The 16,684-nt window shown below is 34.4% G+C and carries 16 protein-coding genes and 2 pseudogenes; 11 read left to right on the top strand and 7 right to left on the bottom strand.

What is annotated here, in order from left to right; translation table 11 throughout:
- The first annotated feature begins 426 nt into the window (after positions 1–426).
- Positions 427–1,829 (top strand): IS3-like element IS1223 family transposase gene (locus GTO82_RS05505; RefSeq protein WP_180872811.1). Its coding sequence is split into 2 segments (ribosomal slippage): positions 427–901 and positions 901–1,829, totalling 1,404 coding nucleotides; the frame shifts between segments, so codons are not numbered across the junction.
- Positions 1,830–1,917: 88 nt separating this feature from the next.
- On the opposite strand, the pseudogene GTO82_RS05500 reads toward GTO82_RS05505, so the two are convergent.
- From GTO82_RS05500 to GTO82_RS05480, 5 genes and pseudogenes are all read right to left on the bottom strand, one after another.
- Positions 1,918–2,058: pseudogene (locus tag GTO82_RS05500) on the bottom strand (IS110 family transposase); the annotation flags it as partial.
- A 77-nt stretch (positions 2,059–2,135) separates the two neighbouring features.
- Entirely contained in the window at positions 2,136–2,786 is a 651-nt protein-coding gene (locus tag GTO82_RS05495) for a histidine phosphatase family protein (protein ID WP_180872810.1), read from the bottom strand.
- 8 nt (positions 2,787–2,794) lie between these two features.
- Positions 2,795–3,619, bottom strand: coding sequence for a Cof-type HAD-IIB family hydrolase (locus GTO82_RS05490; RefSeq protein WP_180872809.1), 825 nt, complete (start codon positions 3,617–3,619; stop codon positions 2,795–2,797).
- Between the two features lie 10 nt (positions 3,620–3,629).
- A complete protein-coding gene (locus GTO82_RS05485; RefSeq protein ID WP_180872808.1) occupies positions 3,630–4,583 on the bottom strand; it encodes a 1-phosphofructokinase family hexose kinase in 954 nt (317 codons plus the stop codon).
- 2 nt (positions 4,584–4,585) lie between these two features.
- Entirely contained in the window at positions 4,586–5,344 is a 759-nt protein-coding gene (locus GTO82_RS05480) for a DeoR/GlpR family DNA-binding transcription regulator (protein WP_180872807.1), read from the bottom strand.
- A 184-nt stretch (positions 5,345–5,528) separates the two neighbouring features.
- Here GTO82_RS05480 and GTO82_RS05475 point away from each other — a divergent pair, with 184 nt between their 5' ends.
- From GTO82_RS05475 to GTO82_RS05445, 8 genes and pseudogenes are all read left to right on the top strand, one after another.
- Complete coding sequence (locus GTO82_RS05475) at positions 5,529–5,987, top strand: PTS sugar transporter subunit IIA (protein WP_180872806.1); 459 nt, start codon at positions 5,529–5,531, stop codon at positions 5,985–5,987.
- Positions 5,988–6,037: 50 nt separating this feature from the next.
- The gene (locus tag GTO82_RS05470) at positions 6,038–6,358 is read left to right on the top strand and encodes a PTS galactitol transporter subunit IIB (RefSeq protein ID WP_180872805.1); all 321 of its coding nucleotides are present in this window, start codon (positions 6,038–6,040) and stop codon (positions 6,356–6,358) included.
- A gap of 30 nt (positions 6,359–6,388) precedes the next feature.
- Entirely contained in the window at positions 6,389–7,777 is a 1,389-nt protein-coding gene (locus tag GTO82_RS05465) for a PTS galactitol transporter subunit IIC (protein ID WP_180872804.1), read from the top strand.
- Positions 7,778–7,800: 23 nt separating this feature from the next.
- Positions 7,801–8,070, top strand: a complete 270-nt coding sequence (locus GTO82_RS05460; protein WP_180872803.1) for a hypothetical protein — start codon at positions 7,801–7,803, stop codon at positions 8,068–8,070.
- 7 nt (positions 8,071–8,077) lie between these two features.
- Positions 8,078–8,851 carry a class II aldolase/adducin family protein gene (locus GTO82_RS05455; RefSeq protein WP_180872802.1) on the top strand — a complete coding sequence of 258 codons (774 nt, stop codon included), beginning with the start codon at positions 8,078–8,080 and terminating at the stop codon, positions 8,849–8,851.
- Between the two features lie 356 nt (positions 8,852–9,207).
- Positions 9,208–10,017 carry a hypothetical protein gene (locus tag GTO82_RS05450; RefSeq protein WP_180872801.1) on the top strand — a complete coding sequence of 270 codons (810 nt, stop codon included), beginning with the start codon at positions 9,208–9,210 and terminating at the stop codon, positions 10,015–10,017.
- 27 nt (positions 10,018–10,044) lie between these two features.
- Complete coding sequence (locus GTO82_RS09660) at positions 10,045–10,284, top strand: hypothetical protein (RefSeq protein WP_222125469.1); 240 nt, start codon at positions 10,045–10,047, stop codon at positions 10,282–10,284.
- A gap of 126 nt (positions 10,285–10,410) precedes the next feature.
- Positions 10,411–11,726: pseudogene (locus tag GTO82_RS05445) on the top strand (IS4 family transposase).
- A gap of 67 nt (positions 11,727–11,793) precedes the next feature.
- Here the strand turns inward: GTO82_RS05445 and GTO82_RS05440 are convergent.
- Both GTO82_RS05440 and GTO82_RS05435 read right to left on the bottom strand, forming a co-directional pair.
- Entirely contained in the window at positions 11,794–12,405 is a 612-nt protein-coding gene (locus tag GTO82_RS05440; RefSeq protein WP_180872800.1) for a DedA family protein, read from the bottom strand.
- An 8-nt stretch (positions 12,406–12,413) separates the two neighbouring features.
- Entirely contained in the window at positions 12,414–13,340 is a 927-nt protein-coding gene (locus GTO82_RS05435; protein ID WP_180872799.1) for a nucleoside hydrolase, read from the bottom strand.
- 141 nt (positions 13,341–13,481) lie between these two features.
- Between GTO82_RS05435 and uvrC the strand changes: the two genes are divergently transcribed.
- Complete coding sequence (gene uvrC, locus GTO82_RS05430) at positions 13,482–15,284, top strand: excinuclease ABC subunit UvrC (protein WP_180872798.1); 1,803 nt, start codon at positions 13,482–13,484, stop codon at positions 15,282–15,284.
- Between the two features lie 104 nt (positions 15,285–15,388).
- Complete coding sequence (gene obgE, locus GTO82_RS05425) at positions 15,389–16,675, top strand: GTPase ObgE (protein WP_180872797.1); 1,287 nt, start codon at positions 15,389–15,391, stop codon at positions 16,673–16,675.
- The last annotated feature ends 9 nt before the right edge of the window (positions 16,676–16,684 follow it).

Raw genomic sequence — 16,684 nt, 5'->3', positions numbered from 1 at the left:
AGTATAATGCGGAGAGATCCTGCGTTTTTATTTTTATGCAAAAAGACTAGGAACCATGCCGAAAGAGCATGATTTCTAGCTTTCAAGTTTCAGTAAAATGTTTAGTGGAATAGATTTTTTATTAAAGAGGACTATGTCCTCCTTTTTTGATGCAATAAAAAACCTGTTAACAGCTTATCATACAGATAAGTCATCAAAAGGAGGAATTATAGAACCTTTTTACCATCAGCAGAGGTTTTTTCTACGTAAAGTCAAGTATTATCAGTGATTTAAGTAGAAAATTTTGCTTGTTATGATGGTGCGAATTAGGTCAAAAAAGAAAAAGCGGAATTTGAAAGAAAACAATAGTACCACAAATAACCCATGAATACTGAAGTGCCTCATAATTGTTAGACATAAAATCTAATAATTATGAGGTATTTTTTTATGACCAAATATTCGACTGAATTAAAAATTGAAATTGTTTCCAAATATTTAAATCATGAAGATTCAATAAAAGGTTTAGCTAAACAATATAATATTCATTGGACTCTTATTCGTAGGTGGGTTAATAAGGCTAAGTGTCAAGGTTTAGCTGCCTTATCTGTTAAACATACTAAAACTACTTATTCTTCTGACTTTAGGCTAAATGTGGTACGCTACTACTTAACACATTCTATTGGAGTTTCAAAGGTAGCGGCTAAGTTTAATATTAGTGATTCTCAAGTATACAATTGGGCTAAAAAGTTCAATGAAGAAGGATACGCTGGGCTGCTGCCTAAACAGAAAGGTCGGCCTAGGAAAGTGCCTAAAAAGAGTAAGAAGACAACTAAAAAGTTAGAACTTAGTGAAAAGCAAAAGTATGAAGAAAAAATTCTTAAGCAGGAAGCTGAATTAGAAAGACTTAGAGTGGAAAATCTTGTCTTAAAAAAAGTGGCTGCCCGATATCCACGTTATCCAACAAACAAAAAACACAATTAATACAGGATATTCGGGCAAAACACCATCAAATTAAACTTAAGGTCTTATTTAAGGTGCTTAAATTAAATAGAAAGACTTACTATGACAATGTAAAAAATAGAATTAATCAAGCTGATAAGTATGCTTTAGTAAAAGAGAAGATTCAAGAAATCTATTATGGCTATGAAGGACAAGAAACATATGGTTATCGTCCTATGTGGGGAGCGTTAAGAGATGAAGGATTTAAATTTTCTCTAGAAACAGTACGTAAGTTAATGAGAAGTTTAGGAATAAAAACAACAATTTATCATAAAAATACTGGTAAATATAGTTCGTATAAGGGTAATGTAGGAAAGAAAGCACCAAATATCCTAAATCAAACTTTTGATGAAACTATCCCCTATAAAGTTCTTCATACCGATGTAACCGAATATAAACTAACTAACGGCAAGAAAGTTTATATTTCTCCTGTAGTAGATGAAGCTTCTTTGGAGATTCTAGCTTGTGCAGTAAGTTACTCTCCTGAAATGAAAACTATTTATAATATGCTAGATGAACTAGCAGATAATCTTCCACCAGGAGCTGCTCCTATCCTTCATTCAGATCAAGGCTTTCAATATCAGAATCCAGGCTATCAGGCTCGACTAAAGAAAATGAATATAATTCAAAGCATGTCCCGAAAAGGAAATTGTCATGATAATGCACCAGGAGAAACGATATTTAATCTAATGAAGAGAGAAAAACTGAATCGACTTAAGATTGGAAGTTTAGAAGAGATGAAGGAAATTCTGAAAGATTATATTTATTGGTTTAACAATGTTAGAAGATCAAACAAATTAAAATACACGACTCCTGTAAAATACAGAAATCGTGTATTATCAAATCTTTAAAATTTTATAAATGTCTAACTTTTCTATGGCACTTCATACTTGTAGTTTTTAATAGGTTGTTATACTTAAATTGATCATTTGATTTCAACTAAAGTCTTTGGTTATGTGTGGCTACGTTGTAATCATATAATTGATCATGTTTGATAAGAGCAAACATTGTACGTATCAGTTTGTGGACTGATGCAATGGCGATCTTCTTATAGCCTTGGCTATTTGAAGATCGTTTTTTTATTGCAATAAAAAACTGTCAGCAGCTTATCAGGTAGATAAGTTATTGACAGTAAGGTGGAAATTTTCCTTTTTTTGCTAAATTATTTGATTATCATAATCTAGGACATGTATGTTTTGTGGAGTAGTTAATTCAATTCTAGTAAAAGAAGAATTACGTGGATCTTTATGTACATCAATTTCAGGTGCAAATTTGTTTACTATACTTCTAATTGTAAATCCATGTGTAACCAATAATACATTTTTAACATTTTTTAACTCGGAAATTAGTTTAAATCCTTTGTTCAAGCGCTGCCAATATTCATTTGCATCTTCTGCTTGCTTGAATGGATCCGCATCTTTGCACCAATTTCTAATAGTATCTATTTTCTCATTAGTAAACATATCTTTACTATGTTGGTAACCATGTGGAGAGCCAGCCATACGCCATGCCATTTCAGAATCTAAGCCTTCAAGATAACCATAAAATTGTTCACGGAAATAAGGAGTAGGAATGACTTTGAGCTTTTTCGAGTTTATATTTTCTTTCACAATAATATTGCATGTATCATGTGCTCGTTTAAGGTCACTTGTGATAGCTATATCGAAGGGGATCTTTGATAACTCTTTTCCTAATTCTTTAGCACCTTTAATTCCACGTTGAGTGAGTGGTGTATCTGACCATCCTTGCATTTTAGTATACAAGTTCATGTAAGTTTCACCATGACGAACTAAATATATTGTTTTCATTTTGATACCTAATTCTTTAAAATAAATTTTTCTATTGCATCTGTAATGCCAGAATGATTGTTGCTACCAGTAATAAAGTTTGCAGCTTTTAACAAATTGGGAGTGGATTTTTCCATGGCTACTCCGACTCCTGCAAATTTCACCATTGGTATATCATTATCCGCATTACCGAATGCCATAACTTCACTTGGTAATAGGTGTAGATACTCTGTTAATTCTTTTAATGCCCATCCTTTATCAACATTAGGTGCCGCAAAGTCTAAATATACAGGCTCCGAGCGAATTGGACTTAGTTTTTCTGTAAATACTTCTGGAAGATTTTTTTGGATTTGATCTAATTTTGCTTTATCTGCAACAGTCATGATTTTCAGCATTTCTGGCTTTTTAGGTGAATCAATTAAATTGTGCAAAGTAGTTATTTTCATGGGTAATTTGTTTTTCCATGATTCATGAGCAGCATCGATTGGAATAAAATTGCTTGTTGTATATAAGGACTTTTGAGTTTCCAATTGATTGTAAAGCTGATGTCTTTCAGCCCATAATTCGAAATCTACAAAGGTCTGAAAATCAAAGACTTTTCGCTTAATTACTTTGCCTTTAGTATTTTCTATAATTGATCCATTAAAAGTAATTACGTATTGGTCGTCTGGATTATCTAATCCTAATTCATCTAGGAAAGGTTTAACACTTACTAGTGGACGACCAGTAGTGAGTACTACCTTAACACCTAATTTTTTAATAGCTTGTAATGATTGAATTGATTTAGGTAATATTTTCCCTGAATCATTAAGTAAAGTACCATCTAAATCAATTGCTACTAATTTAATGCTCATATAGTCACTCCTAATTAAGCATAGAAATATCAATATTAGGAATAAGTTCGTCAAAGGTTTTGCGATCAACGTATCCAGTTTTGATATTCATAGCGTTAGCTGTTCCTGCAGCACAAGCAAATTGAATCATTTCTTTAATATTGGCATCTTTATCGATTGCTGACAAAATACCACCAACCATCGCATCCCCTGAGCCTTCGGTATTAATGGCTTTAACTGGTTTTTGAACAGCATAGAAATAGTTATCATTGTGTTTTACTAAGCATCCCTTTGCACCAAGAGATACAAAGATAATTGGAATGGCTCTAAGTTTGGCGTTTTCTTGAATATCAGACATTAGTTCCTTAGGATCAGTTGTCACAGGTTTGTTTAAATATTCTGCAATTTCATGCTCATTCGGCTTGATAATATCAGGCAAGGTGCCATTATCTAATATTTGATTGAGAATATTACCAGAAGTATCTAGCACTATTCCACATTCTGGCTTTATATCTCGAATCATCTTGATCAGATCAATATAATAATGATAATCACAGCCTTGCGGTAAAGAACCATTTAAAGAAATAGCTTTAATGTCCTTACTTTCTAGCATTCCTTTAAGACTATTGGTTAATTTGTCATAGTAATCATGTTTAATGGGTAATCCATTTTCGTTGATTTCCGTTTTATTATCATTGTCATCAATAATCTGCAAGCAATTGCGTGTTTCAACTTTGGTATCAATAAACCAAGTACTGTATTTGTCCTTTTCAGCTTCTTTTTTGATAAAATTACCGTTTTCACCGCCAATAAAGCCGAAAACAATAGTTTTTCTACCAAGAAGGGAAGAAACACGTCCCGCATTAAAACCTTTACCACCAACCATGTGCTTTTTCAGATTTACACGATTTAGTGTATTAGGAACTAATTTTGACACGTGATATAGCCGATCTACAGATGGGTTAACTGTAATAGTAATAATCATTTTTACCACACTTTCGTATAAGCTGAATATTCTTTCCTCAATTCAGCACTTATTTCATTATCAGTTACTAAACCGTCAAATGTATTCAAATTCCTGAAAGTAATCATATCTGATCTTCCCAATTTAGTATGATCTGCAACAATTAATGCTTTAGTAGCATGATTGATAGCTACGTTTTGAATTCTGCCTTCATCTTCACTGCTAGTAGTAACATCGTTGTCTCTTATGCCATTAGTGGAACAAAGTGCATAATCAAGATTTAAGCCATCAAATGTCCTTTCAGCTATTTGCCCTAGAAATTCTCCAGTATTTTTATGTAATTCACCACCAGTAGAAAGCACTCTACAATCAGTTCCACTAGTAGCTAACTTACTAAATGATATAAAACTGTTAGTAACAAATGTTAGTTTCTTTTTAACTAAAAACGGAAGTGAATATAGAAGAGTAGTGCCAGCACCTAAGTAAACGGTAGAGCCATCCTCAATAATATCTGCTAATTTTTGACCGATCTCTTGTTTTAAATCAATATTGATTTTCATTTTTTGTGAAGTTGAAAATTCAACGGTCATAGAGTTATTTAAGGATTTTGCACCACCATATATTTTTATAAGCTTATTTTGTTGAGATAATTCAGAAATATCTCTTCTGATAGTCATAGGTGTTACGCCGATTTGTTTAGCTAATGCCTTAGAAGTCATGAATCCCGTTCGATTTAACAACAAGATAATTTGATCTTGTCTTTCTTGCTTCTTCATTGTCATATAATTTCATCTCTTTTTTTCGTTTTGCTAAAAAAGCACTTTTAGTATACTTAATTTGTTTAAAATGTTCAAGTTTGAACACTTTTTGTTTTTCTTTGGATATTTTATTGACTTTTTTTTTTTTTTTGTACAGTGTAAGCGTAAACATATTAGCAAACAGATAAATTTTGAGGGGGGTGAAAATATGCAAGACATGTTTAATGTTGATTTGATCGACTTAAATGCTTCTGTTTCAGATGAACAAGAATTGTTTGATTTAGTAGGTACTAGAGTGATCGAAAAGGGCTTTGCTAATTTAGGTTATATATCTGGATTGGAAAAGCGTGAACTTTCATATCCAACTGGTTTGAAGTTCCCAGAGATTCCGATGGCTTTGCCACACGTAGATCCAAAGTATATTAAGAAACCATTTATTTATGTAATCCGCAATGATAAGCCGATTAATGTAAAACAAATGGGGGATTCAGCAGACATGCAATCTTCTAATTTCTTATTTTTAGGTCTTAAAGACGGTGCCAAGCAGCCAAAGTTGTTAGCTGAAATTATGGCTGCTTTTCAAAATAAGCAATTTGTAAGCGCATTCCTTGATGCTGATGAAAAAGAAGCAATGTACAACTTGCTTACCAATAAATTCGCAGAATAGTAGGGTAGTTATTCTGTGATATTAGATTTTAGTTTATAGAGGTATATATTATGAAAACTATTTTAGTTTGCTGTGGTTCAGGTGTTGCAACTAGTCCACAAGTGTCACAAAAGATTAATGAATACTTAGCTAGTGAAGGTTTGGATAGTCAAGCAAAGGCAATTCCAAAGCCAATTGAAACTGCTGAATCAACAGTACAAAATGATCCAAGCGTAATTTGTTACATTGGTATTGCTGCTCCAGATGATGCTTTAAAAGAAGTATTAGATGCAAACAATATTAACCATGATTTAACTGGTTTACCTTGGTTAACCGGTATGGGTCAAGACGAAGCTAACGAAAAAGTTAAAGAAATGGTCGAAAACAGTTAGTTTCTTCCTATATAAAGGAGATGAAGATGTATGGACTGGAATAATGTTGTACAAGCCATATTGGGAGTTGGGTCACAAGTTTTAATTCCTATTTTAATTATTATTTTGGGGCTCATATTTGGTATGAAGCCTTCTAAGGCTTTCTTATCAGGTTTGTATCTTGCTACAGGTTTCATTGGTATGTCAATGGCTATTAATCAATTGACTACTGCTGTTAGTCCTGCTGCTAAAGCCTTAGCACAACATACAAGTATTAATTTACCTGCGGTTGACTTTGGTTGGCCTGGTGCTGCTGCGATTACTTGGGCTTGGCCAATGGCCTTTGTATTCTTCGCAGTTGAAATTATTATTAACTTAATTATGCTTTTGGCAAACTTAACTAAAACATTGAACGCTGATATGTGGAATGTTTGGGGTATTGCCTTAACTGCATACATGGTTTATAGCATTTCAGGCTCATTACCTTGGGCTTTCGTAGCTGCAGGTATTCAAATTATTATTAGTTTGAAGTTAGGTGACATGTGGGCCGAAGAAATTAAGACTGACTTTGGATTAGTCGGTGTTACTACTACTCACATTGAAGCCTTTACTGCAACTATTATGTTCCCAGTAAACTGGGTAATGAACTACATTCCTGTATTCAACAAGAAATGGGATGCACGTGATTTAAAGAAGAAAATTGGTATTTTATCTGAACCTGTTGTAATGGGTGCCATTATTGGTTTTATTCTTGCATTAGCTGGTCGTTACAGTGTTGGTGCTGCACTTAATTTAGCTGTTACTGTCGGTGCTGTTATGGCTATCTTCCCACCAATGGCAAAATTCTTCATGGATGCTTTAACTCCATTTGGTACAACTATGAGTAACTTCATGAAGAAGCACGTTAAAGGTCGTGAATTTGTTATCGGACTTGACTGGCCAATCTTAGGTCAATCAACAGAACTTTGGGTAACTATGGTATTGATGATTCCTATTTCTATCGTTTATGCCGCTATTTTACCTGGAAACAAAGTTTTGCCAATTGCTGGTGTTATTAACTACTGTATCGGTGTAGGTGGTTTGCTTCTTACCGGTGGTAACTTATTAAGAATGATCGTTTTAGGTATTATTTATGAACCATTATTCCTTTACGGAGCAACTTACTTCTCAGGTGTATTTACTAAATTAGCAACTTCAACTGGTGCTGCTAAGGTTCCAAAGGGTTCTGAAGTAACTTGGTCATCAATTGAAGCACCTGACTTAAGATTTTTAATGGCTCAAGCAGGTAGACTTAATTGGTTAGCTATTATTGGTTTGATCGTATTACTTGCATTGTTTGTTCTTCTTTACCAATACATGAAGAAGAATCCATTACCAGGCAAGCGTTATGAAGCTTTGGAAAAGAAGGAAACTAAAGCTACTCCTGCTGCAGGTAAGTAATAAATAGATAGAAGGTAAGCATAGTGCATAAAATTTTAAACGCAAAATCTTTCTGGACGCTTGTCTGTTTTGCAGCATTCAGTATCTTTACAACATCTTTGGTAACAAAAATGTGGTGGTTAAATATTTTCACCATAATATTAGGTCTAGCATTTAAGTACTATGGCGATGAAGTCTGTTTCCCTGAAAGAGCCAAGATGCGTAGAGAGCGCGAAGCTAAAATGCAAACTTACCTAAACAAGCGTCAAGAAATGAATAGTAATTATGTGCGCAATAAGCGTAATAGAAAGTAAGGCAATTATGAGAGTTCCAAAGGGTAGAATTCCATTTGAATTTGAACGTGAAGATTTGGCAAAAGTAGTTAGATTAGTTATGGAACGTAGAGATACCAACGTCGTTGGTGGTAATATCTCAATTCGTGTAACTGATGAAACTGGCAAAGATTATCTTGTTATGACACCAACCATGATGTCAGAAGCATACTTAGGTCATTTAAATGCCGACCAAATTTTGGTAATTGATCCAGAAACCAGAAAGATTATCTCAGGTACTGGTAATTTGACTCGTGAAATCAATATGCACGAAGCAATTTATGCAACTTCTCCAGATATTAAATGTGTATTCCATGCTCATGCAGATCAAGCAATGTTCTGGGCTACAACTGGTTTAAACATGCCAAATGTTACTGAAGCTACTCAAAAGCTTAAGGAAATTAAGACTTGTCAATGGCATCCAATGTGTACTGAAGACTTAGCTCAATACATGAAGAAGCAAGTCGAAGAACGCTTAGCTAAAGGTCAATTAAGAAATGCCTTCTTATTAAATAGTCACGGTGTACTCTTTACTAATGGTGGTAAGGACATGGATCCATTAACAGCTTTACATGGTTCTTTAGCTGATGTAGATATTGTTGAATGGAATGCCAAAATTGCTTACAAGCAAACTGTTTTACAAATGAACGGTATGCTTGATGGCTATTACGGTGAAGATACCAAGATTGGTACTTGGGACGATGTTAAGGCAGGTAAATGCCTCTATAACACTAAGATGTTAGAAAACAAAAATGGTGATTAATTCTAAATAAGCTGAATATTTTAGCATCATCCTAATTCTCTCTCTAGGTTTGTAAACAAAAAATCTTGTTAATTGCTACATTATCCCTCTGCAATTAACAAGATTATAAAAATATTTATGAAACTCAATCAGTTTCAAACACATTATACCAAATCGGTAATGATTTCCCACTCATGATAGAAATAAGTCTAAGAAATAGATTTTCTTAGGCTTATTTTTTATGGTCCGACATATATTGTGAGACATAGATTTTATTGATATAATTTATTCGTTAATTTTGTATAAATAGTAGAAAGCTCCGGTAATCTCTAATGAGGTTAGTGGGGCTTTTTTAGTGATGTAGAGTATATGAAAAAATGAAGTTTATAAATTTTAAATCAAAGAGTGATCTTTTTATAACTGTAATATCATCTTTTATATCGTTTGGCGTAGTAAGTCTGGAACTATTAAGCGTTGTAACTTTTTCTTTTGGTGTAGCATGTTTGTTTACAATCATTGTAATGATAGTCGCCGTTATATTAATGACGTTTTTCCTGGTAGATAATGATAGAGGATATGTGCTTTCTGATAAGTTTTCTTTACGTAATTGGCAATTCATCTCGATATTATGTATTGTACTAATATCACTTTATGTAATTGTAATAATGATCCAGCCTTCTATATTATTGAAAATTAATAAAAATATTTTTTCTATAATTGGGGTCATTAGTACATTATTAGGATTTTGGCTAGCAGCTTTAAAAAAGACACAAATTTTAAAAGTAAAAGTTATTGGAGAAAAAGTGCAATTTATTGATGATATGGCATATGTTGGAATTGCAGATTCCTTTGATGTACAAGCTCTTTGTGATGGTAATAATGAAGACACTATAGAATTTGTGGGATTTTGTCTAAATAAGGACTTTTTAGATGTTAGAGACAAAGTAGAAGGATATCAATCCAAAATTTTAACGCCTATTTATGATAATGGAAATAAAATAATACCTTCTTATGAATTAATTCAGCCCCATCGACTTGGACGAGTATATAAAACGTCCAGTCAATATATATTGAATGCACTGCATATCGATTGTGAATCAGAAGTAAAAGTTGAGATATTGTACCGAGATTCTGAAGAACATTATTTTGGTCAACTTGTATGTATTGATTTAAATAAATGTAAGTAAGCTAGAATAAAATTAAGGAGATATGTTTTGGATTTAAAATTAGATATATTCTATTTAACATCTCAGATTATTTATAATTTAGGCAGTCTTCCTGATTGGTTATCAGCAATTGGAACTGTTTCGTCTGTAATAGTGTCATTGTATTTTGGCTTTCATCGTACTAAAAAACCTCATGTAATTTTTAAATTATTAGAAGATATGCATAATAATTTAAAAATTTCAGCTTCAAATTTTAGTAGTCAATACGTAAGTTTAGTTACTATCTGAAACTTGAAAGCTAGAAATCATGCTCTTTCGGCATGGTTCCTAGTCTTTTTGCATAAAAATAAAAACGCAGGATCTCTCCGCATTATACTTTAAGTGTCAAATTCAAAGTAAAGGAGATCCTACGCAATGAAAAGTATAACGCAATTCGACCAAGAAAAGGACACTGAATCTTTAATTTCTGCTTTTTCTAAATTAATTGGTCTAGCTGATTTAAGCAAAAAGGTAAATTTTAAACGCCATTCCCTGGTTAGCTTGTTAATGGTTATTACCTGGATGATCAAGGCTAGATTTGCAAGAAAGTCGCTTTACCGCTGTCAGCGCGCAAAGAATTTTACTGCCAAAACTGGCAGAAATTAGTCTGTTTATCAGCGGCTAAATTGATTACCTCTTTAAGGCCGGTGATTGATCGCCGCAGAAGATTAGCTTTAATCGTTGATGACACGCTAATGGCTCGCTCTTGTTCTAAGAAGACTGAACTATTGGCTAAAGTCTATGATCATGACAAGCATGAATTTCTAACCGGCTATCGGGGTTTAACTATTGGCTGGAGTGACGGCAATACTTTCTTGCCGGTAAATTTTGCTTTGATGTCAACCAAGAAAAAAGAGAATATGATTGGCAGCCAACCAGTCACTACTGATCAGCGCTCAATTGCTGGCCGTAGAAGAACTCAAGCTCAAAGACCGATGAATACTGGCACCGTAGAGCTGATTAAGCAAGCTATCGCTATGGGCATACCAGCTGAATATGTCTTATTTGATAGCTGGTTCTCTTCACCTAAAATGTTCTGGCAGCTGAAGCAATTATGGTTCGATAGCGTAGGTATGCTTAAGCAGACTAAGAAAGTTTATTATCGTTACCGCGGCCGCCTTTATGATGTCAAAGGACTATATGAACGTTTGGCTGCTTCCAAAATGCATCAGAAAACAGACTATCTCTATAGCAGCGTGGTTGAAGCCGAATATCAAGGACATGCTTTTCCAATTAGATTAGTCTATGTCACTAAACGCGGCAGTAAAGGCAAATATTTAGTACTGGCAACTACGCAATACAAACTGCATCCACAAGAAATCATTCAGCTCTATGGCCGCAGATGGCAGATCGAAACTTATTTTAAAGCAGCTAAGCAATATTTAGCCTTAAACAAATCACAGATCCAAAGCTATGATGGACAATGCGGCTACATTGCCGTGACGGCTCTAACTTATGATCTGTTAGCTTGGCAAAAAAGACAAAGTACCGATGATCGAACTTTAGGCGATTTATTCTATCTAATGAATGAGGCACTGCCTGATTTAGCCTTTGAAGAAGCATTGGTCTACCTGCATACAGCTCTCAAAGAAGCAAAGGCCGAGATCTCCGCGACAGTGGAACAAATATTAGACAACTTTATTAAGTTATTGCCGGTTTTCATACAAAAACAGCTTCTGAGGCCGGCTTAAAAACTAATTTAAAAAACAAAAAGCCAGATCCAATAAGAGATCCGGCTAGTTTTAGTGCTTTCAAGTTTCAGTTCTTAATTCGAGTTTTGTACCATTTAATGCCAAAGTAAATAAATAAGATTAATAAAATGGCAATGATTACTAAGGTGTAATCATCAAAAATTCTAACTACAACTTGCCAGTTTTTACCCATGTAATGTCCAAGTCCAACTAAGACACTGTTCCAAACTAAACTACCTAAAGTAGTTAAGATTAAAAACTTTGTCCAGCCGACATGAGCAATACCTGCAGGAATAGAGATCAAACTTCTAACTACAGGGATGCAGCGACCGTAGAAAATTGCACCAATACCATGTTTATCAAACCAGTTAATTGCCTTTTGTGCATCATCTTTTTTGAAACCTAGGAGTCTGAATAATTTAGTTTCAAGTAATTTCTCTAGTCTTGGCAAGGTTAAATTTCGACTGATAGAGAAAAGAATAATTGCTCCGATAATTGAACCTAATGTAGAAGCTAAAATTACTCCAATTAAAGTAAGCTTAGTTCCACTAACTAAGAATCCTCCTAATGTCAGAATTACTTCTGATGGAATTGGAGGAAAAATATTTTCGACTGCGATTAAAAAGATAATGGCAATATAGCCAAAGTTTTCGATAAAATATGTTAACCAAATTGTCATTTATATGTTTATTGTCTTTCTAAAATTTCATCCATTTTCTTAAAGAATAGGTCTTTATTTGCTTTAGTTACTTCTGTAAGTTCTTTTCCATTAGAGTCTTTGAACATTCTGCCACTTGCTAAGCCGGAAGTAATAACGTCTGCTTTTACTTGACGTGTTTTTACGATTTCAGGGTATAGGGCAGACATAGTTGTGAGGACATCCCATAGATATAATTCCGCATTAGGAACAGAAATAATTAAACTGTAGCCGAGCCCAACTAGGTCAATAGCAGGATATTTTCTCAAACTTGCCCAGTGCTGACGAAGTTCATCAGTTAAAGGCAACTCTTCAGTACTTTCTAAGCCGACCATTTGAATTTCAAGATTTGAATTTAAAACGCGTTTAACTGCATCTGGATCCCAAAAGGCATTCCACTCTTGTGTGCCGTCTGCGTCAACACTTACTACATTACCATGGTCGTCCAGTGAGCCACCCATCCAGTAAACTTTTTCAATTTTTGATTGAATTGATGAATCTTCATCCAAAGCGCGTGCTAAGTCAGTGATTGGACCAGTCATGATTAAGGTAACTGGTCCATTTGCTTTTTTGATTTTATCAATCATATCCAAATGAGCTGGGAGAGGAGCTTCTGAAGTTTTAATTTTCCCGGTTTCATTTAGAATTGGAAAATAATTGAATGAGTAAGGCGCCATTCGCCATTCTTTTGGAAATTGATGAATTGCACGCGAATTAGAACGAGCAACTTCTAACTTGTCTCCGCGTAGATTGAATTTATCTACCATTTTTCGACAAGCTTCTACTGCTGGATCGACATATCCATCCCCATCAATGGCACTAATACCAATTAATTTAATGTCAGGTGCCTGTAATAGTAAAAGAAGAGAGACTAAATCATCAATGTTTCCATCATGATTAAAATAAATATTTTTCATTTATTTGCGACCTTTCTTTTTGGTTTAATTATTATTTTATAGGAAGATGAGCGATAAGGTAAATAAAAAAGTCATCTTACTTGGTTTTAACAAGGAACGTGATAAAATACTATGAGAATTTTAATAGGAAGGAAAAAATCAATGGCAACGGAACATATTGAAAATAAATTAAAGCTTTTGCCTGATAAACCAGGTTGCTACTTAATGAAAGATATTAACGGCAACGTGATTTATGTAGGAAAATCTAAAAACTTAAAGAACCGCGTTCGTTCCTATTTTAAAAGTAAGCAAGTGGGCAGACGTGCTGAACTTGTGCGTGAAATACGTGATTTTGATATCATAACTGTTTCTTCTGACAAAGAGTCTTTTTTATTAGAAATCACATTAATTAAAAAATACCAACCTTATTACAATGTACAGTTAAAACAAGGAACAGGTTATCCTTATATTGAAATTACGAATGAACGTGATCCACAAACGCGCTTAACTTCAATCGTTCATAAAGATAAAGGATATTATTTTGGCCCTTATCCAAATGTTTATGCAGCTCAGGCTACTTTGAAGTTTATTCAAAAAGTTTGGCCCTTGAGAAGATGTTCCGGACATCAAGGTCGACCTTGTCTTTACTATCATATGGGACAGTGTCTTGGAGCATGTTTTAAAGAAGTACCAAAAAGTGCCTATGAAACACAAATTAGAAAGATAAAGCGTTTCTTGAATGGAGACATTTCTCAAGTTAAACAAGACTTAACTGAAAAAATGACTAAAGCGTCAATGGATCTTGAATTCGAACGCGCTGCTGAAATAAGAGATCAATTGAAATATATTGAACAAACTGTTGAAAAGCAAAAAATCATTTCCAATGACCATACTCAAAGAGATATCTTTAACTTTTATGTTGACAAATCTTGGATTTCAATTCAGATTTTCTTTTTAAGACAGGCTAAATTATTGCGTCGGGAAACAAGATTATTCCCTTTAACCGATACTAGCGATCCAGAGGATGCATTTGTTTCATTTATTGCTCAATTTTATGGGCAACGAAACCGTGTTTTACCTAAAGAAGTGTTAGTTCCAGCTGGAATTGATAATGAATCTTTGTCTGAAGTGTTAAAAGTTCCTGTGCGAACTCCTCAGCGTGGTCAAAAGCGTGCGCTTTTAGAAATGGCTCATGATAATGCCAAGCTAAAACTTGATGAAAAATTCCGTTTGCTTGAATTAGGAAATCGAAAGACCAAAGGAGCACAAAAAGAAATTTTTGATGCCTTAGGTTTGCCATATGGGCATCGGATCGAAAGCTTTGACCACTCGCATATTCAGGGAGCTGATCCAGTATCTGCACTAGTTGTATTTACTGATGGCGAGCCAGATAAGCATGAATATCGTAAGTATAAATTAAAGGGTGAAGTTGAACATCAAAATGCGGCTGACGAAGTTGGGAATACTCGCGAAGTAGTTAGAAGACGTTATAGTCGTCTTTTGAAAGAACACAAAAAAATGCCAGATTTGATTTTAATGGATGGTGGTCAAATTCAGGTTGATGCGTGTTTAGACGTTTTAAGAAATGAATTAAATGTAAATATTCCTGTTGCTGGAATGGTTAAGGATGACCACCACCGTACTAATCATTTAATTTTTGGAGACCCAACACAAGGCGAAGAATTAAAATTAATTCCGCTCAATCCCAAGTCTGAGGGCTTTTACTTAATGACTAGAATTCAAGATGAAGTTCACCGCTTTGCAATCACTTTTCATAGAAAAACGCATGCCAAAAATGCACTTTCAAGTAAATTGGATGAAATTAAAGGTATTGGACCAAAATCTCGTAATAAGTTGCTGAGAAAGTTCGGATCCTTAAAAAAGATTAAAGAGGCATCAGTAGACGAATTAAGAGATGCAGGTTTAACTCTTCCTCAAGCACAAACTGTAAAATTGAGTTTATAAATTAACTACAAAAGACCTGATTTAATAGGGGTTGATATGGTATCATAGTTAAGAAACTTTAAGAATAAATTTAATGATAATTTGATAAATAAAGGAGGCAAATTATGTTTGTCGACCAAACAAAAATAGATGTACAAGCAGGTAAGGGCGGCGATGGTGCAGTTGCCTTTCGTCATGAAAAATACGTACCACTTGGCGGACCAGCTGGTGGAGATGGTGGACGCGGCGGAAGCATCATTTTAGTTGCAGATTCCGGCCTGAGAACTCTAATGGATTTCCGTTTTAGACGTAAGTTTAAGGCAGATAATGGCGAAAACGGACGAATTAAATCTCAATACGGACGTGGAGCTAAAGACGTGCGTTTAAAAGTTCCAATGGGAACAACAGTCTATGACTTTAATACTGGTGAACTTTTAGGTGACTTAGTTGAAAATGGTCAAGAATTAGTTGTAGCTCATGGTGGTAAAGGTGGTAGAGGTAATATTCACTTTGCGACTCCAACTAGAACTGCTCCTGAAATTGCTGAAAATGGTGAGCCAGGAGAATTTCGAACTTTGCGTTTAGAATTGAAAGTTTTAGCAGATGTTGGTTTAGTAGGCTTTCCATCTGTAGGAAAATCAACTTTACTATCTGTTGTAACTAAGGCTAAACCCAAGATTGCAGCTTATGAGTTTACAACCTTAACTCCTAATTTGGGAATGGTTGTTCTTCCAGATGGCCGAGATTTCTCAATGGCAGACTTACCAGGTTTAATTGAAGGTGCATCTAAGGGTGTAGGACTTGGAATTCAATTCTTGCGTCACGTTGAACGTACAAAAGTAATTTTGCATCTGGTATCAATGGATCCTAATAATGGACGTGATGCATATGAAGATTACGAAACAATTCGCAAAGAATTAGCAGGTTATACTAAAGATTTAACTACTAAAAAAGAATTAATTGTTGCTACTCAAATGGATATTCCGGGTAGTGAAGAAAAATTAGCCGAGTTTAAGAAGAAATTAGGAGATAAGAATGTATATCCTATTTCTAGTGTGACTCATAAAGGTGTTAGTGAATTGATGGGTAGAACAGCAGATCTTGTTGAAGAAGTTGCTCGTCAAGAAGCTGAAAAGCCAGCAGAAATCAAAGTTGCCGAAAAAGAATATATTTACAAAAAGCCTGAAGATGAAGGATTTAAAGTTGAACGAACAGGAGAGCATAGCTTTATTATTACGGGCAATAAGTTAGAGCGTCTTGTTCAAAGAACTAATCTTGATCACACCGATGGTATAATGCTTCTTGCTCGTAAGTTAAAGCGGATGGGTGTAGATGAAGCCTTAAGAGAAAATGGCGCAGTAAATGGTGACGATATTACAATAGCTGACTTTACTTTTGAATTTGTTGATTAATAAAATTTG

Origin of the sequence: Lactobacillus johnsonii, assembly GCF_013487865.1 — a bacterium.
GTDB classification, from domain to species: Bacteria; Bacillota; Bacilli; order Lactobacillales; family Lactobacillaceae; genus Lactobacillus; species Lactobacillus johnsonii_A.
The sequence above is the reverse complement of the archived record's forward strand: the minus strand, read 5'-3'. Positions and strand labels throughout refer to the sequence as shown.